The organism is Teichococcus globiformis, assembly GCF_042646265.1.
In the GTDB taxonomy this organism is placed as follows: domain Bacteria; phylum Pseudomonadota; class Alphaproteobacteria; order Acetobacterales; family Acetobacteraceae; genus Pseudoroseomonas; species Pseudoroseomonas globiformis.
Map to the genome: position 1 here is coordinate 1 of NZ_JBHRTN010000002.1, position 20,913 is coordinate 20,913.

The following is a 20,913-nucleotide window of genomic DNA, read 5'->3' on the forward strand; positions in this document are numbered from 1 at the left end:
TGCCCGACAGCTTCATCGACCACGACACCCCCAAGGCCCAGTACGACGCCGCCGGCCTGTCCGCCCGCAGCATCGTCGAAACCGCCCTCAACGCTCTGGGGCAGGGCAGGGGCAGCCTGCCCGCCCTGGCTTGATGGGGACCGGCACGCTGCCGGGGTGACGCTGTCACCCCTGGGGTCGTCCAGGGGTGCCGCCCCTGGCGTGACTTCGGAGTAAGAACATGCCCAAGCAGAGAGCTGATATGGCGCTGGTGGACCGCGGCTTGGTGGAGAGCCGTGCCAAGGCACAGGCCCTGATCATGGCCGGCAAGGTGTTCTCCAACACCAGACGGGTGGAGAAGCCCGGCCAACCGGTTGCCGAGGACACCCCATTGGAGGTCAAGGGCCAGGAGCACCCTTGGGTCAGCCGCGGCGGCATGAAGCTGTCCCATGCGCTGGAGCATTTCTCGCTGCAACCTGCAGGGCGGGTCGCGGTGGATGTTGGTGCATCCACGGGCGGCTTTACCGATGTTCTGCTGCACCACGGCGCGGCCAAGGTGTATGCCGTGGATGTGGGGCATGGGCAGCTTGCCTGGAAGCTGCGCAGCGACGATCGCGTCGTGGTGCTGGAGAAAACCAATGCACGCCGGCTGGACAGCTCGCAGATCCCGGAGCCGCCGGAGGTGGTGGTCTGCGATGCCAGCTTCATCGGCCTGGCCACCGTTCTGCCAGCAGCCCTGAACCTGGCCGCCCCGGGTGCATGGGCCGTGGCGTTGATCAAGCCACAATTCGAGGCCGGGCCGGAACTGGTCGGAAAAGGAGGGGTCGTGCGTGACCCGACGGTTCACCAGGCGGTTTGCGACAGGGTCACGGAATGGTGGAGCGGCCTTTTTGGCTGGTCGGTCCTGGGCGTGGAGCCCAGCCCGATCCTCGGGCCAGAGGGCAACCGGGAATTCCTGATTGCTGCCCGGCGCGAGGAGTAGCCTTCAGGCGGCGCGCGGCACGGCCACCTTGCCAGCCGTGGAGATTTCCTGGAGCAGCGACCACACACGATGCGGGTCCATCTGCACTTCAGGGTCGTTCAGCAGTCGGTCAAGCTCCAGAAGCTTGGCCTCCATGTCGCGCTCGGACATTCCGGATCTCGTCTGTTGCACGGTGTTGCGGAGTTCTTGCAACGCAACATGGTCAGAAAGGTGGCATTAAGGCGACGAAACATTTTTGTGACCCGCGAATGACGTGTGGGTCGATTGGAGCGCTGAAGCCGGCTCCTAAGCCAGCGACTGAACGGCCGGCTGCAGCGCCGCGCGTCCTGCGTCCGGGTGGCCCTGATTGCGGAAGCGGAGCTCGCCATGCTCGGCTGCATCCGGCACAGGCATGTCAAACAATTCCATCCGGGTGGCGCAGGAGGATGCAGTGATCCGGGCCGCGCCGGAGGTGGTGTAGAAGCGCCGCACCGCTCCTTCGAGTTCCAGTGACTCCCGCAGGCCGCGCCACTCGGCGCGATCCACATCTTCCAGAAACACAGCAACGATGCCGGCATGCTGGCCGGACAGCCGGGTTTCCGCGCAATGCTGCAGGCGGCGGGTCACAGCGGCAGCGATTCCATTTTCCCGGCCGGCTCGCGCCGCCATGACGAACACGCTGTCGCCCGCCGCCGTCGCAGTCACAGCCAGATGGGCATCGGGCCCGAACTGGCGCCGCAGCCGCTCGGAGAACCCCTCACCGGCAGCCTGAGCCCCAGCGAGCATCAGCGGATCGAGCTTCAGCACTGCTGCCCCTGAATTGTCCTGCCGCTTCTGATCGGCCAGCATGGTGCTGACCTGGCATTGCAGCGCGGCCAGCTCCTCCGGGCCCTGGATACCGCCGGGCAGGGACATCTTCAGCAGGTAACGGCCGGGATGCGCCGCCAGCCAGCTTTGCAGCTCGGGATTAACGCCATCCACCAGGGTGAACCAGTCGCCGCGGTGCAGATGGCGACCTTCCTCAGCCGACACGGTTTCACACACCAGCTCGGCGGTGATGCCGCCATACTCCAGCAGCAGGTCGTGCGGCGTTCCATCGGTCAGCCCGGTGAAGTGAACGGTGAAGCCCCGCGCCCGTTGCCGCATGGCTTCCCGCAGCATGTGGAACAGGGGGATCAGTGTGGCTTCTCCCACCAGACCTTCCAGCAGGCGCTGGCGCAGCCTTTCACGCGGCGGCTCGGGCAGGGTGTCGGCCAGCGCCACCGCCTCGCGCGCCAGGGCCAGGATGCGGCGTTCCGCTCGGTTGGGGCGCACCCCGTCCTGGGGGCGCGCCAGCCGCGTCAGGATCAGTTCCAGCGCGTGACGGCGCTGGGAGGCGCGGCCCCGCCAGGATGTCGGCGCGGCACGTTGCGCGATCTCGGCCATGCGCAGGCGCCATGGCGTTTCCCCCGCCAGTGCCAGGAATCCGGCGCAGTCGAAGCCCCCCTGACCCGTGGCGTCATTGTCAGCGCGCAACATCCACCTGGCCCTCCTTCAACGCACCGGGCTACCTTCCGGAGGGCGGAACGCTTGGTCAAGCGAAAGGGTCGGACGCGCTGAAGCCTGCTCACGATTAGTTGCGCGGCAGCCGGGCTGTGGCTGGCGCTTCAGGGTTCTGTGCTCGGTGCCGCAGCAGATGGTCTGCGAGCACGCAGGCCAGCATGGCCTCCCCAACGGGAACCGCCCGGATGCCGACACAGGGATCATGGCGCCCCTTGGTCAGCACCTCGACCTCGCCGCCCATCCGGTCGATGGACTGCCGCGGGGTCAGGATGGAGGACGTGGGCTTGACGGCGAAACGCGCAACCACCGGCTGCCCTGTCGAGATGCCACCCAGGATGCCGCCGGCATGGTTGGACAGGAAGCTCACCGTGCCGTCGGGGTTCATGCGCATCTCGTCGGCATTGGCTTCGCCATCCAGTGTGGCCCCGGTGAAGCCCTCTCCGATCTCGACACCCTTCACCGCATTGATGCTCATCAACGCGCCGGCAATGTCCGCATCAAGTTTGCCGTAAAGCGGCGCGCCAAGCCCCGGAGGCAGGCCTTCCGCCATCACTTCGATCACGGCGCCCAGGCTGCTTCCGGCCTTGCGCGTGGCAGCCAGCGTTTCTTCCCAGAGTGGCACGACGTTGGGATCGGGGCAGAAGAAGGGGTTCAGCTCCACCTCCGCCCAATCAAACCGGGTACGGTCAATGCCAAGGGGTCCCATCGCCACCATGGCGCCCCGGATTGTCACCGAGGCGCCGAGCACCTTGCGTGCAATGGCTCCGGCAGCAACCCGCACCGCCGTTTCGCGCGCGGAGGAGCGCCCCCCGCCGCGGTAATCCCTGACACCGTATTTCAGATGATAGGTCAGGTCGGCATGTCCGGGCCGAAATCGGTCCTTGATGTCTCCGTAGTCTCTGGAGCGCTGGTCCTGGTTCTCGATGATGAAGCTGATCGGCGTGCCGGTGGTCAGCCCCTCGAACACACCGGACAGCAGGCGGACCTCGTCCGGCTCCTGCCGCTGCGTGACGAACTTTGATTGTCCGGGGCGACGACGGTCAAGAAAGGGCTGAATGTCGCCCTCACCAAGCGCCAGGCCAGGCGGGCAGCCATCCACAACGCCGCCGATGGCCGGCCCGTGACTTTCGCCCCAACTGGTGACGCGGAACAGATGACCGAAGGAATTATGGGACATGAGGACCGCAATACCACAGGGATCGATCCCGTGGTTATGCGGAAGGTCGCGGCAAAGGCCAAGGGGGCCACTGCCGCCCGGGAATGCTACTCCTCCGACTGCGGTGTCTTGCGACGCCCGCCGGCGGGGAAAACATCGATCGGCCCACCCAGGTTCTGCGCCATTTCCACACCTTCACCAGGCTGGGTCTCGCCGGGCTGGATCGGCTGACGGATGGTCCCAGAGGCCGTCTCCTGCTGCTCCGCTTCCCCGGTATTGGACTTGCGGACTGTGCCGCCGTCTTTCGGTTGTTCAGCCATGTTGGAACCCTTTCTACTGCCGCGTCCCGGCCAAGTGGGCCGGAATGTCCCACCGCCGGAGCGGCGGGGAGGCGTACTTAGTGCTTGGTGTCGGGATCGTGGGTATGGTTGCGATCGCGCTCGCCGCCACCCCCGGAGACGCGGCTGTGATCTGGATTGGTCGAGGAGCCTGCCTCCGGCCCGCTATTGTCGCCGCCGCCCTTGCGGCCCGTGGCGGACGACTTGGACGGGTCCTGCTGATTCTGATGGCTGCTGCCGGGGCCGCCATGGCGGCCGGTATTCGCATTGTCCTGCGGCATGATGGCTTCCTGTTCCCTTTAGCACATCCAAGGGCTGCGGCCCGGCTCACCGGTCGTGCTGCAGGCCCTGATGCGTGGTGTTCTGCTTGATGGTTCCGCTTTGGCCCTGATTGGGCGTTTCATCGACCTGCTTGCCGGAACCCTGAGCTTCCTTCGCGGGCGGCGTGTTGCGATCGGCACCTGGTGTCGCTGCACGGTTGGCAGGCGGAACCGGCGGCATGTGAGCCTTGCTCATGAACTGTCTCCTCGGTTGCTCAGCGCATCTGATGCGCGGCACGGACGGCACGTTCCGTTTCTTCCACCTTTCCGGCGGCGGCATGGGCATCTTCGGGAAGAGCGCCATCCTGCAACGCTTCGGCTGCAGCCTCATCGCCGGCAGCGCCCGCCGAAGGTGCCCCACCGCCGGCGCGGGGATCCGGTGTCATCCCCTTGCCTCCGGGGGACAGGGGTGGCCTTCCGGGCTGCGTGTCGTGCTGGCTCATCTGCGCCTCCCTTCGGCACGGCCAGGATCGGCCGCGCGTAACGGAAGAACGGCATGCGCAGGAGGCGGTTGCGCTGCCGGAAAAGGGCAGCGTCGCCGCGGAAGGACGTCAGACCACCGAGATGTCGGGTGCGTCCACGGCCTTCATGCCGACAACATGGTAGCCGCAATCCACATGGTGCACCTCGCCGGTGACGCCGGCGCCGAGGTCGGACAACAGGTACAGCCCGGCGCCGCCCACATCCTCGATGGTGGAGTTGCGCTTCAACGGCGCGTTGTACTGGTTCCACTTCAGGATGTAGCGGAAATCGCCGATGCCGCTGGCCGCCAGGGTGCGGATCGGCCCGGCGGAAATGGCGTTCACCCGGATGCCCTGCCCACCGACATCGACCGCCATGTACCGGACGCTGGCCTCCAGCGCGGCTTTGGCCACGCCCATGACGTTGTAATGCGGCGTGACCCGCTCAGCGCCCAGATAGCTCAGCGTCAGCAGCGAGCCGCCATGGGGCATCAGCGCCGCCGCCCGGCGCGAAACCGAGACAAAGGAGAAGCAGGAGATGTCCAGCGCCTGGAGGAAGGCCTCACGCGGCGTGTCCATGTAGCGGCCGCGCAGGTATTCCTTGTTGGCGAAGCCGATGGCGTGAACCAGGAAATCGATCCTGCCCCAGCGTTTCTCCAGCGTCTCGAACACCGCGTCGATGCTGGCCTCGTCGGTCACGTCGCAGGGCAGCAGAATGTCGCTGCCGACGCTCTGCACCAGAGGCCGCACACGCTTCTCCAGCGCATCGCCCTGGTAGGTGAAGGCGATTTCGGCGCCGTGGGCGGCGAGCGCCTTGGCAATGCCCCAGGCAATGGAACGGTCATTCGCCACGCCCATGATCAGGCCGCGCTTGCCGTTCATCAGCGTGCCAGTAGGGACGGCGGCGGAATGGGGGGCGTCAGCTTCCATGGGTGGGCAGGACCGTTTCGCTCAGGGTTTAGGACAGGAACCGGGGCGGGGTATCCCCGTTGCAAGGGTCAGCCGGTGGTGGCACACCGCCTCGACCGGAGCAAGGGGCAGTGGCCCGCCCCGCTTCAACCCGCGGGGGAAGCCTGCATGACCGCTATCGACGAATCCGCCGGACCCTTCGCCCTGTTCCAGGCCTGGCTGGCCGAGGCGGAAGTCGGCGAGCCGAACGATCCCAACGCCATGACGCTGGCCACCGCGACACGGGACGGCACGCCTTCCGCCCGCATGGTGCTGCTGAAGGGCATGGACGACCGGGGCTTCGTTTTCTTCACCAACAAGGAAAGCCGCAAGGGGGGCGAACTGCTTCCCAACCCGCGCGCGGCGCTCCTGTTCCATTGGAAGTCGCTGCGGCGGCAAGTGCGTGTCGAGGGGGCGGTGGAAGAGGTAAGCGCCGCCGAGTCGGACGCCTATTACGCCACGCGTCCGCGGCTGTCGCGCCTGGGCGCCTGGGCCTCGCGGCAGTCCCGGCCGTTGGCCGGCCGGCAGGAGCTGGAAGCCGCACTGGCCGAGACCGAGGCACGCTTTCCCTCCGGGGATATTCCACGCCCCCCCCACTGGGGTGGCTTCCGCGTGCTGCCCGCCCGGTTCGAATTCTGGCAGGACATGCCGTTCCGGCTGCATGACCGTGTGGTGTTCGAGCCGGAAGGTGCCGGGTGGCGCAGCCTTCGTCTGTTTCCCTGATTTTATCCCCAACCGGCGCGCGAACCGCTAATCTGGGCGGGCCGGGCCGCGATGGAGGACCCGCAAGGGCGCAGGACGGCGCGGGCTTGGCCGTGCTAAAGTGCATGACGCCCTGATGACGGACCGTCGCAGCGGCGCGGACTGGATCGAGGAGATCATGTCATGGCCTATCGCCGTATCCTGCTGCCCCTGACGGGTACCGCCGCGGGCGAGGCAGCGCTGCACACCGCGCTGATGGTGGCGCGGACCTGGCACAGTCACGTGCATTGCCTTCATGTACGGGTCGATGCCCGCGACGTGGCGCCCCTGGCGGGCGAGGGCCTGTCGGGCGCCATGATCGAAGAGATGATGGCTGCCACCGAACGTGAAAGCGGCGAGCGCGCAGGCCGCGTGCGTGGCCTGTTTGAGCGCTTCGTGCAGGGGCGCGACGTCACCATCGCCCTTTCCGCCGAAACGGCGGCCAAGAGTGAAGGGCCGACGCTGTCCTTCGAATCCATCGCCGGCCGGGAGGAGGATGTGGTGGCGCAGCTCTCGCGCCTCTACGACATGGCCGTGGTGCCGCACCCGGAAGCGGAAGAGGATGTTTCCTCTTCCGACGCGCTGCACGCGGTGCTGTTCGACTCCGGCCGGCCGGTGCTGATCGCCCCGCGCGAGGCACCTGAAACCATCGGCAAACGCGTCTGTGTCGCCTGGAACGGCACGGCGGAGAGCGCTGCCGCCGTGGCTGCGGCGCTGCCCTACCTGCACCATGCCGAGGCAGTACGCATTCTGCACAGCGACGATTATCAGCGGCGCGGGCCCGCTGCCGACGGCATGAGGGCCTATCTGCGCTGGCACGGCATTGAGGCGGAGGCGGTGCCGTTCAAGCCGCAGACCCGCGAGGTCGGCGCCGGGCTGCTGGGCGCCGTGCGCGACTTCAACGCCGACCTGCTTTGCATGGGTGCCTACAGCCATTCCCGGCTGCGGCAGCTGATCCTGGGCGGGGTGACGCGGCATGTGTTGGAGAATGCCGACGTGCCCGTGTTGATGTGCCGCTGACAGGCTGACGGAAGAAGGGGGCGAGGGGCGTTGCCCCTCGAACTTAAGGTTGCGTTCCGGACCGGGCCGCCTACCTGCCCGCCGGATTTGTAAGCGCCTCAAACCTTGCCGGTCCGTTTCGGGAGGGTGTGGCCCTCCCGGAACGTGCGGGTTCAGCCTGAAGGCGGCGCGCCTTCTGACCTCAGCGGCCCTGCGGATCGATCCAGCCGACATTCCCATCTTGTCGGCGGTACACCACGTTGAGCTGCCCGCTATCCTGGTTGCGGAACATCATCACCGGCAGATGGCCGAGATCCATCCGCATCACTGCCTCGCTGACGCTGAGACGCGCAATCTCCGTTGGTGTCTCGGCGATGATGTGGTTCTCATCGTGCCCGTTGGCCTTGGGCTGGGGGCGATCTTCAATCAGCCCGTCCAGCAGGATGTCGGGGTCGATCGTCTCATCCGGCTCGTCCGGGGCCTGGGCCAGGATCACGGAGCGGGCGGTTTCGGCGGTGGCCGGCAGCCGGTCGCCGGCCTGAGCCCGGGAATGCTCGTTCATGCGGCGGCGATAGCGGCGCAGTCGCTTGGCGATATGCGACGCGGCCTCGTCAAAGGCGCGGTGGGCATCCGGCCCCTCGCCCTCGCCGCGCAGGCTCAGCCCTCGTCCGGCATGGATGTCGACAGTGCAGGCGAAGAATGCCCGGTTCTTGCTGAAGGTGACGTAAGCCTCCAGGGCGTGGTCGAAGTATTTCTTCGTCACGGTGTTGAGGCCTTCGGCCACATGGACCTTCAGGGCCTCGCCGGTTTCAACCTGCTTCCCTGCGACGACGATGTGCATGTGGAGTAACCCCTCCTTCTGATCGGGGAGGGGCCGTCCCGAGGGGACGGCGGAGCGGGCGGGTCGCGCCCGCGCCGGGTCAGGCCGGGACGGCCTTCTCCCGCTTACGTTGCACGGATGATGGGATGCGCAACGCTTCCCTGTATTTGGCCACCGTCCGACGGGCGATGTCCACCCCTTCCCTTCGCAAAGCTGCAACAATCGCATCATCGCTGAGGATGTCATCCGATGTCTCCGCCGCGACCATGCTGCGGATACGGTGTCTAATCGCCTCGGCGCTGAAAGTTTCTCCCGCGGTGCCGCCAATTGCCGTGGTGAAGAAATACTTCAGCTCGAAATTGCCTCTCGGCGTCGCGATGTACTTGTTGGCCGTGACCCGGCTGACGGTGGATTCATGCATTTCCACAGCCTCGGCCACGTCGCGCAGGATCAGGGGCCGCAGATGCGTCACGCCATGGCGGAAAAAGCCGTCCTGCCGGCGAACAATCTCGGCCGCGACCTTGAGAATAGTGTTGGCGCGCTGCTCCAGGCTCTTCACCAGCCAGTTGGCGGCCTGGAACTTTTCCGCCAGGAAGGCCCTCTCCTCCCGCGTGGCGCTGACCTGGGCGCGGGCATGGAAGCCGCGCTTGACCAGCAGCCGGGGCAGGGTTTCGGGATTGAGCTCCAGGATCCAGTCGGCCTCGGCTGCGCCGCCTACACCTGCCCAGACCGGTGCGGCACGCATCAGCACATCGGGCACCACGGCCATGGCAGGGGCGATGTCGTAGCCGGCGCCGGGCTTCGGGTCCAGGCGCTTCAGCTCCGCGACCATATCGGCCAGGTCCTCGGCATCGACGCCGCAGACGCGCATCAGGCCCCGCATGTCACGCCGCGCCAGCAGCTCAAGATTCGCCAGCAGCGCAACCATGGCCGGATCCAGCCGGTTGCGCTCGGCAAGCTGCACCGAAAGGCATTCCTGCAGGTCGCGGCAGAACAGTCCCGTGGGCTCGAAGCGCTGCATCCGGGCGCGGATCTCCCCGACCCGTGCGGCATCGCAGCCCATTGCGGCCGCAATGTCGCCATCGGCAGCAGCGAGCCGCCCGGCGGGATCAAGCAGCGCGATAAGCTGCGCCGCGATCAACCGGTCGCCAGGGTCGGGAAAGGTGAGGCGGACTTGCCCGGCCAGCTCCTCCTGCAAGGTGCGGGGCCGTTCAACCGCCAGCTCATCGATGCCTCGGCCATCCCCCTCGAAATCGGCCCGGCCGCCACGCCCTTCGCCAAAGCGGGGCTCGCCATCGTAGACGTTGGACCAATCCCCGATATCCAACGGCGCTTCGGTGTCCGCCGGCAGCGTCGCGGCACTGGCGCCGTCATAGCTGTCGAGGCGGGGCGGAGGCACGATCTCGCGCGGCGGGGGCACGGATGCTCCACCTTCCGGCTTCTCGTCCCGCTCCAGCAGCGGATTGCGCTCGAGCTCTTCCTCCACAAAGGCGGTAACCTCGAGATTGGAGGATTGCAGCAGCTTGATCGCCTGCCGCAGCTGCGGCGTCATCACCAGCGACTGGGTGAAACGCAGATCCAGGCGCGGTCCGATGGCCAAGACCGAACGCTCCGTTCAGGGAGGTGGGGCGGGGAGGGTGTTCCGCATGGCTACAGGCTGAACCTTTCGCCCAGATAAACCCGCCGCACGCCTTCATGCGCGACGATGTCCTCCGGCGTGCCTTCCATCAGGACCTGGCCGTCGTGCAGGATGTAGGCGCGGTCGATGATCTCCAGCGTTTCGCGCACATTGTGATCGGTGATCAGCACGCCGATACCGCGGTTCTTCAGATGCTTCACCAGGTCGCGGATCTCGCCCACGGCGATCGGGTCGATGCCGGCCAGGGGTTCGTCGAGCAGGATATAGGCCGGGTGGGTGGCCAAAGCCCGGGCGATCTCGCAGCGCCGCCGCTCGCCACCCGAGAGTGCAAGGGACGGGGAACGGCGCAGATGCGTCAGCCCAAACTCGGCCAGCAACTCGTCCAGCATCTGTTCCCGCCGCTCGCGCACCGGCTCCACCACTTCCAGGGCGGCGCGGATATTGTCTTCCAGCGACAGGCCACGAAAGATCGAGGCTTCCTGCGGCAGGTAGCCGAGGCCCATGCGGGCGCGGCGATACATGGGAAGCGAGGTGACTTCCTGCCCGTCCATGAAGACCTGCCCCTCATCGGGACGCACCAGACCGGTCATCATGTAGAAGGTCGTGGTCTTGCCCGCGCCGTTCGGCCCGAACAGGCCGACTGCCTCGCCGCGCCGCACGCTCAGCGAAACACCGCGCACAACGGGGCGCTTCTTGTACCGCTTGCCCAGCCCCTTCGCGACCAGTCCGCCCTCGCCCAGCACCACCTTCAGCCCCGCGCTCATCGCGCTGTTCCCGGGCGCGGTTGCCCCTGGGAAGGCTGCGCTTGGGAAGGCTGCGCTGCCTCCTGGCCCTGTTGCGGAATGATCAACCCCTGCACGCGCTGGCCGGGAGTGGAAACCAGGCGTGCCACGCCAGTGCGCATGTTCACGATGGCCTCCTGGCCGTTCAGCTGGTTGTCACCGCGGGTGATGCGGACACCGCCCAGCAGGCGCGCCATGCCGGTTGATTCGAGATAGACGCCACGGTCGCCGCGCACCACCTCGGATGGCGTCCGGATCTCAACATTGCCGAAGGCCTCGGTGCGCTCCAGCTGGCTGCCCTGCGCCGGTGCGCCGGCGGCGGCATTGCGCGGCGCGGGGGAGGCGCCCTGGTCGCGGAAATACCCGACCAGCGTGTCGGCAAAGATCTGCCGCTTGTCCTGCGTCACCACATGGGCGGCGCCGCGCGCCACGGCCATGCGCCGCTGCGGCCAGTATTCCAGGCTGTCGCGGGAGGTCAGCACCTCCTGCGGCGTAGTCAGCTTCAGCGCCCGTCCGGTCATCACCAGCACGGCCTGGTCCATGTCGTAGATGGCGCGGTCGCCCTCGGCATGGTCGGTGGCGCTGTCGATCTTGACGTTGCCCTCCGCCTCCAGGCGCCAGATCTCGCCGCCCGACATGGGCGTGTCTTCCGAGCCCTGGGAGGGGGCGGGCTGGCCGGCGCGAGGCCGATACCGGGCAACCAGCCGGTCGGCGGTGACCGTGACCCCGGCGCGAACCGCGCGCGCATTGCCGCGGGCGATCACCAGCTGCTCCTGCTGACGCCATTCGATGCCGTTGCTGGCGGTCACCTCCACCGGTCCACCCTGCGTCAGGTCGAGCGACTGGGCGGCAACCGGTGCGGGGCGTAGCGCCGCTGCCAGAAGCAGCGCCGCCACGGGGAGCAGACGGGTCACGATCATCGGCCACCCTCCAGCACGGCCTTGGCCTGGCCGGTGAAGACCACAACCTGCCCGCGATCCTGCAAACGGAACCCTTCGCTTACCAGCGTGCCGAAGGGGCCCTGGGCCGCCACGGCGCGGTTCCCTTCGGCGGCTCCGGCATTCAGGTCGATATGTGCAGCCTCGGTGCGCAGCGTGCTGCCATCCTCGTGCCACAGCGTCACGCGGCCGGCGAGGTCGAGCAGATTCTGGTCCCGCTTGTATTCGCCCGTTTCCGATTCCAGCATCACCCAAGCGCCGCTGGAGGTCACCATGTCGGCGCGCGGCCGGGTCAGGTCGATCAGGTTCTGCTGCTCCTGTTGCGTGGCCGAGCTGGCGGTCACGTTCACCGGCCGGCCCTGCTCGTCCAGACCCTGGTAGCGGGCGATGGAAAGGCGCATCGCCTCGGTGGTGGCCTGGGTCGCGCGGCGGAAGGCGAGGCGGCCCCGATCTTCCGCCCCTTCGAATTCCGGCCAAAGCGCGACCACGGCCAGCAGGGCCAGCGCGCCGATGGGCAGCACCCATCTGGCGATCAGCACCATCAGGCGACGCCGGGCCAGCGCGCCTTCGTTCATCACCAGGCGGGAGCGTGACGGGCGCAGCATGCGCGGCCGTGCGCCGGCCCGATCCGCGGCCGGGGCGTGCGGGATGTCCCGGGGCGGCAAGGGCGTGGTCATGCGGCGGCGCTCCGGGGCACCGGGACCGGGGGGTCACGGAACAGGCCGGCGGAAAAGGGGAAGGGCCTCACCAACCTTGTATGGGGCTGCACCCGGGTCGGGTCAACGCAGGAAGACATGCTCGCCTACCAAAAACCGTGCCAAGGTTTCGCCAGATTGTTCCTAGTGCGCGAAGATGTCCGGCTGGTCATAGCCCAGGAGGTCAAGTGCGCCCCGCGCGGGCAGGAAGCGGAAGCACGCCTCTGCCAGTTCCAGCCTCCCCTCGCGGATCAGCAGGGTTTCCAGCCGGGCCCAGAGTGCATGCAGATGCAGCACGTCCGACGCGGCATAGGCCAGTTGCTCGGGGGTCAGCTCCGGGGCGCCCCAGTCGCTGCTCTGCTGCTGCTTTGAAAGCTCCACGCCCAGCAATTCCCGGCACAATTCCTTCAGGCCGTGCCGCTCGGTAAAGGTCCGGACCAGCTTGGCGGCGATCTTGGTGCAGCGGACCGGTGCCACCTCCACCCCGAGCCCCGCACGGAGAATGGCCACGTCGAAACGCGCGAAGTGGAACAGCTTCACCACGTCCGGGCGCGTCAGCAGCCTCTTCAGGTGAGGGCAATCGCCACCCCGTCCCCCAAGTGAGGGCGGCAGGATCTGTACGCAATGCGCCGTGCCGTCGCCGGCGGAGAGCTGCACCAGACATAACCGATCGCGGCGCGGATCGAGGCCCATCGTCTCAGTATCGACGGCAACCACCGGGCCGAGGGCAAGATCCGCCGGCAAGTCATGCTTATGAAGTTTGATCACAGCGTTGGGGCTGAACAAGGTCTTGGCCATCGTCGCCCCGAACATGCAGGCGGGGGAGATATGCCCAGGAAAGGACTCGAACCTTCACGACCTTGCGGTCACTGGCACCTGAAGCCAGCGCGTCTACCAATTCCACCACCTGGGCAAGGAGGCGAACCGCCGAGCGGCGTGGACGGGCTTTTATGGGCGGCGGGTTCCGGCGTCAACATGGGTTTTGCAGATTCGCGACAAAACGGTGCAGGTCTTCTGACGGGAACATCGCGCGGGACCGCAGCACCGTCGCGAGAGAGTGTCTGCGCCCCCTTCCGACCTCTCCGCCGGTGGGAAGGACGGTGCCCGAACGCCACCTTGGCGGAAGAGCCCGGCCTCCTTGATGGAGTCCGGCCGATGATCAGCTCCTCTCGTCGCGGAAGGTGTGGCAGGGCGCTGATCCCTGGCTGTTGAACACCACGGCCTGACGAGGGCGATCCATTCCCATCCAGCGAAGCCGCCCGAGAAACCGAAGGACGGAATGCAGGGTTCCGCCTTTGCTGTACCTTCCACCGGGAGACCGCGCCCATGCGCCGCACCGCCTTGCTTGTCCTGTTCGGCCTCTCGGGCCTGGTCCTCGCGCCCGGCCTGTCTGCCCAGGCACCTTCCGCCGATACCCTGGCGACGGTGCAGAAGCGCGGCACACTGGCCTGTGGCGTGTCCACCGGTGTGGCCGGGCTGTCCCAGGCGGATTCACGGGGCGAATGGCGCGGCATCGACGCCGATTTCTGCCGGGCGGTGGCCGCGGCGGCGCTGGGCGACGCTTCGAAGGTGCGCTTCGTGCCGACCACGCCGCAGAATCGCTTCACCGCCCTGCAATCGGGCGAGATCGACCTGCTGTCGCGCGGCACCACCTACAGCTTTGGCCGCGACGTGGGCATCGGCCTCAGCTTCACCGGTGTGCTGGTGCATGACGGGCAAGGCTTCATGGTAAAGCGCGACCTTGGGGTGAATTCCGCCAAGGAGTTGAACGGCGCCAGCGTCTGCCTTCAGCCGGGCACCACCACGGAACTGAACCTCACCGATTGGTTCCGCGCCAATGGCATCAGCTTCACCCCCGTGCTGATCGAGAACTTCCAGGAAGCCACAACCGCCTTTCTGGCCGGCCGCTGCGATGTCTACACCACTGACCGGACAGGACTGGCCGCGATCCGGGCAGGGCGGGGCGCCGAGGCCGAGCAGTATGTCATCCTGCCCGAGGCAGTAAGCAGCGAGCCGCTGGGCCCGATGGTGCGCAAGGGTGACGAGCGCTGGGCCGATATTGTGAAATGGACCGGCCATGCGCTGGTAGCTGCGGAAGAGAACGGCGTGACCGCCGCCAATGCCCGCACCCGGGCCCAGGACGCCAATCCGGAGGTGCAGCGCCTGCTGGGAAGCACCGGCGATTTCGGCAGGACCCTGGGACTTCCCAATGACTGGGCCTTGAAGGCCATCGCGGCTGTTGGAAATTATGGCGAGGCGTGGGAGCGCAACATGACACCGGTTGGCGTGGACCGGGGCCGCAACCGGCTGGCACGGGATGGCGGGCTGATGTGGTCACCTCCTTTCCGTTGAGCATGTCGCCATCCGCCGCCAGCCGCAGCGCTGACAGCCTGCAGTCTCCATGAAGACCGGCTTCCGGCGCTTCTTCGTGGCCGGCCGGCACGGAGCTCAAGCACCCCGCGCTCGGCCGAAGGCACGATTACTGGCGTCGGGTATGGCATGTCTCAGTTGCAGCGACCTTCCGGACTGAGCCCGGCAACACCATAAAAGCTTCACGCAACTCGAACCCGAGCGTCACACGCCGCCTGTAGAGCCGCGCCCATCCGGACAGTGCGTGGAGTTGGGCTTGGCGGGCATCACCCTTCGATCGGTCATCAAAAGCTTCGGTGGCAACAGAATCCTGCACGGCGTGTCGCTGGATGTGGCGGCAGGCGAGTTCGTGGCGCTTGTCGGCCCCTCGGGCTGCGGCAAGACGACACTCATGCGCATCGTCGCGGGGATCGAGCAGGCGGATGCCGGCAGTCTGCACATCAACGGGCGCGAGGCTTCCGCCCTGCGTCCGGGCGAGCGCGACGTCGCCATGGTGTTTCAGTCCTATGCGCTCTATCCGCATCTGACGGTGGCCGAGAACATCGCCGTGCCACTGGCCATGCGGCGGCTCAACGCCTGGCAGCGCCTGCCGGTGCTGGGCGGCACGCTGCCGGGAACGCGCGGGGTACGGGGCGGCATCGCGGCGGAGGTGCGCTCGGCCGCCGAGGCGTTGGGCCTCGGCGCGCTGCTGGAGCGACGGCCGGCGCAGCTCTCGGGCGGTCAGCGGCAACGCGTGGCGCTGGCCCGTGCCATTGTCCGCCGTCCCGCCGCCTTTCTGATGGACGAGCCGCTCTCCAACCTTGATGCCAGCCTGCGCGTGCAGACGCGGCGCGAGATCGTGGACATTCACCGCCGTGCCGGCGCCGCCACCCTCTATGTCACGCATGACCAGTCAGAGGCCCTCACCATGGCGGACCGGGTGGCGGTGATGCAGGGCGGCCAGATCCTGCAGGTCGCCGCGCCGAGGGACATCTATGCCGATCCGCAGGATCTGCGCGTCGCCACCTTTATCGGCTCGCCGCGCATCAACCTGCTGCAGGCCGAGGCCGGCGCGGACGGCGTGCTGCGTGTCGGCGGCGTTGCGACGGCGCTGCGAACCGCAGCACGGGGCCGGCTGACGCTGGGCATCCGGCCGGAAGACCTGAGCTTGGCGCCGCAAGGCATCCCCGCCTGTGTTGAGGCGGTCGAGTTTCTGGGAGAATCATTGCTGCTGCATCTGCGCCGGGATGGCACCGGGCTGGTCCTGCGCCTGTCGCCGGACATGGCTGGTCGGGTGCCAGCCATCGGTACGGAGGTGCGCCTGGAGTTCGCGCCCCAGCGCGGATTGGTGTTCGGCTCCGACGGGGCGCGGGTCAAGGCGGCACTGGTTGCGCGAGCGGAGCCGGTCCTTGTCTGAGGCCGTGCTTCCCGCCGTGCGAAGCCGGGCACAGGCCAGCGAGACGCTGGCGGCCTGGGCCCTGACCTTGCCGGCCGCCATCGCCTACCTGCTGATGCTGCTGCTGCCGACCCTCGCCACCGCGCTGCTCGCATTCACCGATTTCGAGCTCGGCCTGCCCGGCTTCAACTGGATCGGCCTTGACAACTTCACCGAGATGCTGGGCGACCGCGGCTTCGCGCAGTCGCTGCGCAACACGCTGGTTTACGTCGGGCTGGTGGCACCGGGGTCCATTGCCGGCGCTCTCGCACTGGCACTTGCCATTGAAGCGGGATCGCGGGGACGCACCCTGTTCCGCGCCGTCTTCTTTCTGCCGGTGGTGTCGCTGACAGTTGCGATGGCCGCCGCGTGGCAATACCTGCTGCATCCCACGATCGGACCGCTGAACGCGTTGCTGCGGGAGATCGGCGTCAGCGGCCCGGCCTGGCTGTCCTCCTCCGACACGGTGCTGCTGTCGCTCGCCGGCATCGGCATCTGGGAAAATCTGGGCTTCAACCTGGTGCTGTTTCTGGCCGGCCTCACCGCCATCCCGCGCGAGCTCTACGCGGCGGCGGCAGTGGATGGCGTGCCCTCCGCCTGGGAGCGCTTTCGCCTCGTCACCTGGCCATTGCTGGGTCCGACCACGCTGTTCGTGCTGACCATCACCATGATCCGCTCGGTGCGCGTCTTCGACACAGTGGCGGTTCTGACCCAAGGAGGGCCGAACAAGGCCTCCGCCGTGCTGCTCTACACCATGTACGAAGAGGGCTTCACCTATTTCCGCATCGGCTATTCGGCGGCCATCACGCTGGTCTTCCTGGGCATCGTTCTCGCCTTGATGTGGCTGCAGACGCGGGTTCTCGACAAGCGGGTGCACTATGCCTGAGAACAAGCCACTGATGCGGGACCTTCCACGCCTGCTGTTCCTGGCCGCCGCCGGCCTGCTGATGCTGATGCCCTACATCTGGATGGCCGCCGCCAGCATGAAGCCGCTGGACGAGATCTTCCGCGCCAGCCTCACCCTGCTTCCGGAGCGCTTCTTCGGCGTCGAGAATTACGGCAAGGTGTTCGAGCGCCTGCCCGTGGGGCGCTACCTGCTGAACGGCGTGATCGTCTGCGGCGGCATCCTGGCCTTCCAGATCCTGTTCGCCGTGCCGGCCGGCTATGCGCTGGCCAAGCTGCGCTTCAAGGGGCGCGAGTTCGTCTTCGGCGCGGTGATGCTGGGCCTGCTGGTGCCGCCGCATGTGCCGGCGCTCCCGCTCTATGTCGCCTTCAGCCAGATGGGGCTGCTCAACACCTACACCGCGCTGATCGCGCCCTTCACCATCTCGGTCTTCGCCATCTTCCTGTTCAGGCAGTTCTTCAAGTCGCTGCCCGATGACCTGATCCACGCCGCGCGGCTGGACGGCATGAGCGAGATGGCCATCGTCTGGCGTGTTGTGCTGCCCAATGCCTGGCCCGCCGCCACGGCCTTCAGCATCTTCTCCGTCGTCGCTCACTGGAACGACCTGTTCTGGCCGCTGATCGTCGCCAATGGCGACAGCCACGCCACGCCGGCGCTCGGCGTCATGTTCTTCCGCTCCGCCGAGGCAGGCGATGATTTCGGCGCGCTGATGGCCGCCGCCATGATCATGACCGCGCCCCTCGTCATTGCCTTCCTTCTGGCGCAACGCCGCTTCGTCGAAGGCATCGCTTCCACCGGCCTCAAGGGTTGACCGATATGAACCTCTCCCGCCGCGCCATGATCCGTGTCTCCTGGGCGCTGCCTGCCACCCTTTCCATGCCCGCCATCGGCAGGGCACAGGGCGGCACGGAGATCACTGTCCACTACGCGCAGCCCTATATCTACCAAGGCAGCTACGACGCCATCCTGGCTGAATTCGCCAAGCGCGAGCCCGGCATCAGGGTGAAGACCGTGACCACGCCGAACTACGAGGAAGGCGCGCAGCTCCTGCTGCGGCAAGCGGCGACCAACCAGCTGCCCGACCTGTCCTACCAGGGCTTCAACCGCCTGCGCGTCTTCGCAGAGCGCGGCGTCGCGCAGGACCTGACGCCGATGCTGAAGGCGGAAGGCGACCCATCGAAGATGGGGTACGGCCCGAACCAGCTCGCCCTGGGGCATTTCGGTGGCATGCAGGCCGGTCTCGCCTACGCCGCCTCCAACCCGATCTGCTACTACAACGCCGATCTGGTGCGGCGTGCCGGTGGCGATCCGGACAACTTCCCGAAGGATTGGGACGGTGTGCTGGCCCTGTCGGCGAAGATCAAGGCGCTGGGCGACGGCCATGAAGGCATGTGGTTCACCTGGACCGGCGACGACTGGATGTTCTCCGCCCTGCTGTTCGGCCATGGCGGCCGCATGCTGAACGCCGACGAGAGCGATGTCGGCTTTGCCGGCGCCGAGGGGCTTGGCGCGCTGAAGCTGGTGGAGCGCATGGTCAAGGAAGGCGGCATGCCCAACCTGACCGCCGCTGCCGCGCGCCAAGCCTTCGCCGCCGGCAAGGTCGGCATGATCTTCCAGACCACCGCGCTGGTGCGGGGCACCGTTTCGGGCGTTGGCCGGAATTTCGAGCTTCGCACCACTGGAATGCCGGTGATCGATGCCGGGAAGGGCCGCCTGCCCACGGGCGGCGCCGCCGGCATGCTGACGGCCAAGGACCCGCTCAGGCGCGAGGCCGCCTACAAGTTCCTGCGCTTCTCCACGAGCCCCGAGGGGCAGGCGATGATGGTGACCAACACCGGCTATCTGCCCTGCAATCAGATCGCCATCGACGATCCGCAGTATCTGGCGGCCTTCTATGACGAGAACCCCCTCTTCGTGCCGTCGGTGAAGCAGATCCCGATCTCGATCCCCTGGTACGCCTTTCCGGGAACCAATTCGGTGCGCGTGACGCAGACCATGGTGGACAACCTCGCCCGCATCGTCGAGGGCCGCGCCACGGCCGAGCAGGTACAGCCCGAAATGGCCGCCGAAGTGCGCCGCCTGTTGCCGCGGAAGTCCTGATCCGTGGCGTTCCGCATCGCGCAGATCAGCGACACGCATCTCTCCCCGCAGCACCCGGAGTTCACCGCCAATTTCGATGTGCTGGCCGTGCATCTGCGCGCCTCGGCACCGGATCTCGTGGTCAACACCGGCGACCTTTCGGCGCATGGCGAGCTGGCGCGGGACGACCTTGTCTTCGCCCGCGAGAAGCACGAGGCGCTTGGCCTCGCGTGGGTGGCGATCCCCGGCAACCACGATGTCGGCAACGACCCGCAGCTGAACGGGCCGACGCCGGCCGATGCCGAGCGTCTTTCGCGCTGGCTCGGCATCATCGGGCGGGATCATTTCCGCCGCGACGTGCCGGGCTGGCGCCTGATCGGGCTGAACACCCTGATCACCGGCACCGACCTGCCGCAGAACGAGGACCAGTTCCAGTTCTTGCAGGAAAGCCTGGAGACGGCGGCGGGGCGGGCTATCGGCCTGTTCATCCACAAGCCTCTCTGCGAGGAAACGGTGGCCGAGGCGGATACCACATACTGGGCGGTGCAGCCGGAACCGCGGCGCCGCATCCTCAACCTGCTCGCACGGCACCCGGCCGCATTTATCGCTTCCGGGCATGTGCATCAGTGGCGCGACCGCGGCACGGTGGAAGGGCTCCGGCAGGTCTGGGCGCCGGCCGCGGCCTTCATGGTGGGCGACACCTGGCAGCACCCGGTGGGCGAGAAGCCGGTGGGCTATGTGGAGCACCTCCTGCACGAGGATGGCCGGCACGAGTGCCGGCTGGTGCGGCCCGAGGGCATGGTGCGGAACGACCTTGGCCTGATGCCCGGCATCTACCCGGCTATGCGGTCCATCGCCGCCTGACGCGTCGCGGCGCCGTTGCTACAACGGTGCCGCACGACGATGGACAAGACAATGGATCTGAGCGAGAGGCTGCGCGTTGCCGAGGCGCTGGCGCGGCAGGCGGCATCCCTGGCGCTGGGCCTGCGCCCTTCCGCCAACAGCGAGGCGATCACCCTCAAGGGCGCGCAGGACTGGCTGACGGAGGCGGACGGGGCGGTGGAGCGCTTTCTGTCCGACGAGCTGGCGAAGCACTTTCCCGAAGACGGCTTCCAGGGGGAGGAGGCCGGGATGCACCGGGAAGGCACGCTGCGCTGGGTCGTGGACCCGATCGACGGCACCTCCAACTTCGCCCATGGCGGGCAGCGCTGGTGCGTGTCGGTCGGGTTGATCACCGAGGGCCGTGCGGTGCTGGGTGCCGTGGTGTCGCCAGAGCTGAACCAGTGCTTTCTGGCCTCCGAGGGGTGCGGCGCCACGCTGAACGGAAAGCCCATCCGCGCAGCCGCGACCCGCGAGATGGGCCGCGCCATCGTGGAATGCGGCTGGTCGCCACGCGTGGCGAACCCCGATTACCACGCTCTGTGCCAGGCGGTGATGGGCGCCGGTGCCATGATGCGCTCCGGTGGCTCCGGAACGCTCGGGCTGTGCGATGTCGCCTGCGGCACGCTGGATGCCTATGTGGAGCGGCATATCAACCTGTGGGACGTCGCAGCGGCGCTTTGCGTGCTGTCTGAAGCCGGGGCGCGGGTCAGCCCCTTCATGGCCGATGGCGGCGCCGAGCGGGGCGGGCCCATCCTGGCGGCCGCTCCGGGCATCTCCGAGGCGCTGGCCGGCATCGCGGGCATGCGTCTCGCGGCCTGAGGGCACGAAAGGGGAGCGGCCCCTCCTGTCCGCTTGTCGCCAAGGGTCCAAGGCTTCGTGGAAGCCGGTCCGTGGAAGGGGATGCAGAAGAGGCCATGCCTTGCGGAAAAAGCCAGGGTGCAGTGC

General features: G+C 67.4%; 24 protein-coding genes and 1 tRNA gene. 10 read left to right on the forward strand and 15 right to left on the reverse strand.

Annotated features, from left to right (window positions below; genetic code table 11):
- The first annotated feature begins 220 nt into the window (after positions 1-220).
- A complete protein-coding gene (locus ACFOD4_RS00245) occupies positions 221-961 on the forward strand; it encodes a TlyA family RNA methyltransferase (protein ID WP_379592386.1) in 741 nt (246 codons plus the stop codon).
- Positions 962-964: 3 nt separating this feature from the next.
- Here ACFOD4_RS00245 and ACFOD4_RS00250 read toward each other — a convergent pair whose 3' ends face one another.
- From ACFOD4_RS00250 to fabI, 8 genes are all read right to left on the reverse strand, one after another.
- A complete protein-coding gene (locus tag ACFOD4_RS00250) occupies positions 965-1,111 on the reverse strand; it encodes a peptide chain release factor 1 (protein ID WP_379592388.1) in 147 nt (48 codons plus the stop codon).
- Positions 1,112-1,246: 135 nt separating this feature from the next.
- Complete coding sequence (locus ACFOD4_RS00255) at positions 1,247-2,458, reverse strand: hypothetical protein (protein WP_379592390.1); 1,212 nt, start codon at positions 2,456-2,458, stop codon at positions 1,247-1,249.
- Positions 2,459-2,552: 94 nt separating this feature from the next.
- Positions 2,553-3,659 (reverse strand): chorismate synthase, encoded by a 1,107-nt coding sequence (gene aroC / locus ACFOD4_RS00260; protein ID WP_379592392.1) that lies wholly within the window; start codon positions 3,657-3,659, stop codon positions 2,553-2,555.
- Positions 3,660-3,745: 86 nt separating this feature from the next.
- Positions 3,746-3,958 (reverse strand): hypothetical protein, encoded by a 213-nt coding sequence (locus ACFOD4_RS00265; protein WP_379592394.1) that lies wholly within the window; start codon positions 3,956-3,958, stop codon positions 3,746-3,748.
- A gap of 77 nt (positions 3,959-4,035) precedes the next feature.
- Entirely contained in the window at positions 4,036-4,257 is a 222-nt protein-coding gene (locus ACFOD4_RS00270) for a hypothetical protein (protein WP_379592396.1), read from the reverse strand.
- Between the two features lie 46 nt (positions 4,258-4,303).
- Positions 4,304-4,492 carry a hypothetical protein gene (locus tag ACFOD4_RS00275; protein ID WP_379592398.1) on the reverse strand — a complete coding sequence of 63 codons (189 nt, stop codon included), beginning with the start codon at positions 4,490-4,492 and terminating at the stop codon, positions 4,304-4,306.
- 19 nt (positions 4,493-4,511) lie between these two features.
- On the reverse strand, positions 4,512-4,739 hold the full coding sequence (locus ACFOD4_RS00280) for a hypothetical protein (RefSeq protein ID WP_379592400.1): 228 nt from the start codon (positions 4,737-4,739) through the stop codon (positions 4,512-4,514).
- Positions 4,740-4,847: 108 nt separating this feature from the next.
- Positions 4,848-5,687, reverse strand: a complete 840-nt coding sequence (gene fabI / locus ACFOD4_RS00285) for an enoyl-ACP reductase FabI (protein WP_379592402.1) — start codon at positions 5,685-5,687, stop codon at positions 4,848-4,850.
- A gap of 147 nt (positions 5,688-5,834) precedes the next feature.
- Here fabI and pdxH point away from each other — a divergent pair, with 147 nt between their 5' ends.
- The gene (gene pdxH / locus ACFOD4_RS00290; protein WP_379592404.1) at positions 5,835-6,428 is read left to right on the forward strand and encodes a pyridoxamine 5'-phosphate oxidase; all 594 of its coding nucleotides are present in this window, start codon (positions 5,835-5,837) and stop codon (positions 6,426-6,428) included.
- Positions 6,429-6,590: 162 nt separating this feature from the next.
- The gene (locus ACFOD4_RS00295; protein WP_379592406.1) at positions 6,591-7,466 is read left to right on the forward strand and encodes a universal stress protein; all 876 of its coding nucleotides are present in this window, start codon (positions 6,591-6,593) and stop codon (positions 7,464-7,466) included.
- Positions 7,467-7,647: 181 nt separating this feature from the next.
- On the opposite strand, the gene hpf is transcribed toward ACFOD4_RS00295, so the two are convergent.
- The 7 genes from hpf to ACFOD4_RS00330 form a co-directional block, all read right to left on the reverse strand.
- Complete coding sequence (gene hpf, locus ACFOD4_RS00300; RefSeq protein ID WP_379592408.1) at positions 7,648-8,286, reverse strand: ribosome hibernation-promoting factor, HPF/YfiA family; 639 nt, start codon at positions 8,284-8,286, stop codon at positions 7,648-7,650.
- 79 nt (positions 8,287-8,365) lie between these two features.
- Positions 8,366-9,865: an RNA polymerase factor sigma-54 gene (gene rpoN / locus ACFOD4_RS00305; protein ID WP_379592410.1), complete on the reverse strand. Its 1,500-nt coding sequence runs from the start codon at positions 9,863-9,865 to the stop codon at positions 8,366-8,368.
- Positions 9,866-9,915: 50 nt separating this feature from the next.
- Complete coding sequence (gene lptB / locus ACFOD4_RS00310) at positions 9,916-10,668, reverse strand: LPS export ABC transporter ATP-binding protein (protein WP_379592413.1); 753 nt, start codon at positions 10,666-10,668, stop codon at positions 9,916-9,918.
- Positions 10,665-11,606: an LptA/OstA family protein gene (locus tag ACFOD4_RS00315; protein WP_379592415.1), complete on the reverse strand. Its 942-nt coding sequence runs from the start codon at positions 11,604-11,606 to the stop codon at positions 10,665-10,667. The genes lptB and ACFOD4_RS00315 overlap by 4 nt, the downstream gene beginning before the upstream one ends.
- The gene (gene lptC / locus ACFOD4_RS00320) at positions 11,603-12,301 is read right to left on the reverse strand and encodes an LPS export ABC transporter periplasmic protein LptC (protein WP_379592417.1); all 699 of its coding nucleotides are present in this window, start codon (positions 12,299-12,301) and stop codon (positions 11,603-11,605) included. Before lptC ends, ACFOD4_RS00315 begins: the two co-directional genes overlap by 4 nt.
- A gap of 162 nt (positions 12,302-12,463) precedes the next feature.
- The gene (locus ACFOD4_RS00325; protein ID WP_379592419.1) at positions 12,464-13,117 is read right to left on the reverse strand and encodes a ribonuclease D; all 654 of its coding nucleotides are present in this window, start codon (positions 13,115-13,117) and stop codon (positions 12,464-12,466) included.
- 31 nt (positions 13,118-13,148) lie between these two features.
- Positions 13,149-13,232 (reverse strand) — tRNA-Leu (locus tag ACFOD4_RS00330).
- A gap of 413 nt (positions 13,233-13,645) precedes the next feature.
- Between ACFOD4_RS00330 and ACFOD4_RS00335 the strand changes: the two genes are divergently transcribed.
- The 7 genes from ACFOD4_RS00335 to ACFOD4_RS00365 all read left to right on the forward strand — a co-directional run bounded on the left by ACFOD4_RS00335 (position 13,646) and on the right by ACFOD4_RS00365 (position 20,787).
- Positions 13,646-14,671, forward strand: coding sequence for an amino acid ABC transporter substrate-binding protein (locus tag ACFOD4_RS00335; RefSeq protein WP_379592421.1), 1,026 nt, complete (start codon positions 13,646-13,648; stop codon positions 14,669-14,671).
- 274 nt (positions 14,672-14,945) lie between these two features.
- A complete protein-coding gene (locus ACFOD4_RS00340) occupies positions 14,946-16,085 on the forward strand; it encodes an ABC transporter ATP-binding protein (protein ID WP_379592423.1) in 1,140 nt (379 codons plus the stop codon).
- Positions 16,078-16,989, forward strand: coding sequence for a carbohydrate ABC transporter permease (locus ACFOD4_RS00345; RefSeq protein ID WP_379592425.1), 912 nt, complete (start codon positions 16,078-16,080; stop codon positions 16,987-16,989). Before ACFOD4_RS00340 ends, ACFOD4_RS00345 begins: the two co-directional genes overlap by 8 nt.
- Before the next feature lie 13 nt (positions 16,990-17,002).
- Positions 17,003-17,818 (forward strand): carbohydrate ABC transporter permease, encoded by an 816-nt coding sequence (locus tag ACFOD4_RS00350; protein ID WP_379592427.1) that lies wholly within the window; start codon positions 17,003-17,005, stop codon positions 17,816-17,818.
- Positions 17,819-17,823: 5 nt separating this feature from the next.
- The gene (locus tag ACFOD4_RS00355) at positions 17,824-19,107 is read left to right on the forward strand and encodes an ABC transporter substrate-binding protein (protein ID WP_379592429.1); all 1,284 of its coding nucleotides are present in this window, start codon (positions 17,824-17,826) and stop codon (positions 19,105-19,107) included.
- 3 nt (positions 19,108-19,110) lie between these two features.
- On the forward strand, positions 19,111-19,950 hold the full coding sequence (locus tag ACFOD4_RS00360; RefSeq protein ID WP_379592431.1) for a metallophosphoesterase family protein: 840 nt from the start codon (positions 19,111-19,113) through the stop codon (positions 19,948-19,950).
- Positions 19,951-20,001: 51 nt separating this feature from the next.
- Positions 20,002-20,787 (forward strand): inositol monophosphatase family protein, encoded by a 786-nt coding sequence (locus ACFOD4_RS00365; RefSeq protein ID WP_379592433.1) that lies wholly within the window; start codon positions 20,002-20,004, stop codon positions 20,785-20,787.
- Positions 20,788-20,913: the final 126 nt, after the last annotated feature.

Bases quoted from the DNA above. Each gene is read 5' to 3' on its own strand.
- ACFOD4_RS00245 (WP_379592386.1), top strand. From the start codon at position 221: ATGCCCAAGCAGAGAGCTGATATGGCGCTGGTGGACCGCGGCTTGGTG.
- ACFOD4_RS00250 (WP_379592388.1), bottom strand. From the start codon at position 1,111: ATGTCCGAGCGCGACATGGAGGCCAAGCTTCTGGAGCTTGACCGACTG.
- ACFOD4_RS00255 (WP_379592390.1), bottom strand. From the start codon at position 2,458: ATGTTGCGCGCTGACAATGACGCCACGGGTCAGGGGGGCTTCGACTGC.
- aroC (WP_379592392.1), bottom strand. From the start codon at position 3,659: ATGTCCCATAATTCCTTCGGTCATCTGTTCCGCGTCACCAGTTGGGGC.
- ACFOD4_RS00265 (WP_379592394.1), bottom strand. From the start codon at position 3,958: ATGGCTGAACAACCGAAAGACGGCGGCACAGTCCGCAAGTCCAATACC.
- ACFOD4_RS00270 (WP_379592396.1), bottom strand. From the start codon at position 4,257: ATGCCGCAGGACAATGCGAATACCGGCCGCCATGGCGGCCCCGGCAGC.
- ACFOD4_RS00275 (WP_379592398.1), bottom strand. From the start codon at position 4,492: ATGAGCAAGGCTCACATGCCGCCGGTTCCGCCTGCCAACCGTGCAGCG.
- ACFOD4_RS00280 (WP_379592400.1), bottom strand. From the start codon at position 4,739: ATGAGCCAGCACGACACGCAGCCCGGAAGGCCACCCCTGTCCCCCGGA.
- fabI (WP_379592402.1), bottom strand. From the start codon at position 5,687: ATGGAAGCTGACGCCCCCCATTCCGCCGCCGTCCCTACTGGCACGCTG.
- pdxH (WP_379592404.1), top strand. From the start codon at position 5,835: ATGACCGCTATCGACGAATCCGCCGGACCCTTCGCCCTGTTCCAGGCC.
- ACFOD4_RS00295 (WP_379592406.1), top strand. From the start codon at position 6,591: ATGGCCTATCGCCGTATCCTGCTGCCCCTGACGGGTACCGCCGCGGGC.
- hpf (WP_379592408.1), bottom strand. From the start codon at position 8,286: ATGCACATCGTCGTCGCAGGGAAGCAGGTTGAAACCGGCGAGGCCCTG.
- lptB (WP_379592413.1), bottom strand. From the start codon at position 10,668: ATGAGCGCGGGGCTGAAGGTGGTGCTGGGCGAGGGCGGACTGGTCGCG.
- ACFOD4_RS00315 (WP_379592415.1), bottom strand. From the start codon at position 11,606: ATGATCGTGACCCGTCTGCTCCCCGTGGCGGCGCTGCTTCTGGCAGCG.
- lptC (WP_379592417.1), bottom strand. From the start codon at position 12,301: ATGACCACGCCCTTGCCGCCCCGGGACATCCCGCACGCCCCGGCCGCG.
- ACFOD4_RS00325 (WP_379592419.1), bottom strand. From the start codon at position 13,117: ATGGCCAAGACCTTGTTCAGCCCCAACGCTGTGATCAAACTTCATAAG.
- ACFOD4_RS00335 (WP_379592421.1), top strand. From the start codon at position 13,646: ATGCGCCGCACCGCCTTGCTTGTCCTGTTCGGCCTCTCGGGCCTGGTC.
- ACFOD4_RS00350 (WP_379592427.1), top strand. From the start codon at position 17,003: ATGCGGGACCTTCCACGCCTGCTGTTCCTGGCCGCCGCCGGCCTGCTG.
- ACFOD4_RS00355 (WP_379592429.1), top strand. From the start codon at position 17,824: ATGAACCTCTCCCGCCGCGCCATGATCCGTGTCTCCTGGGCGCTGCCT.
- ACFOD4_RS00365 (WP_379592433.1), top strand. From the start codon at position 20,002: ATGGATCTGAGCGAGAGGCTGCGCGTTGCCGAGGCGCTGGCGCGGCAG.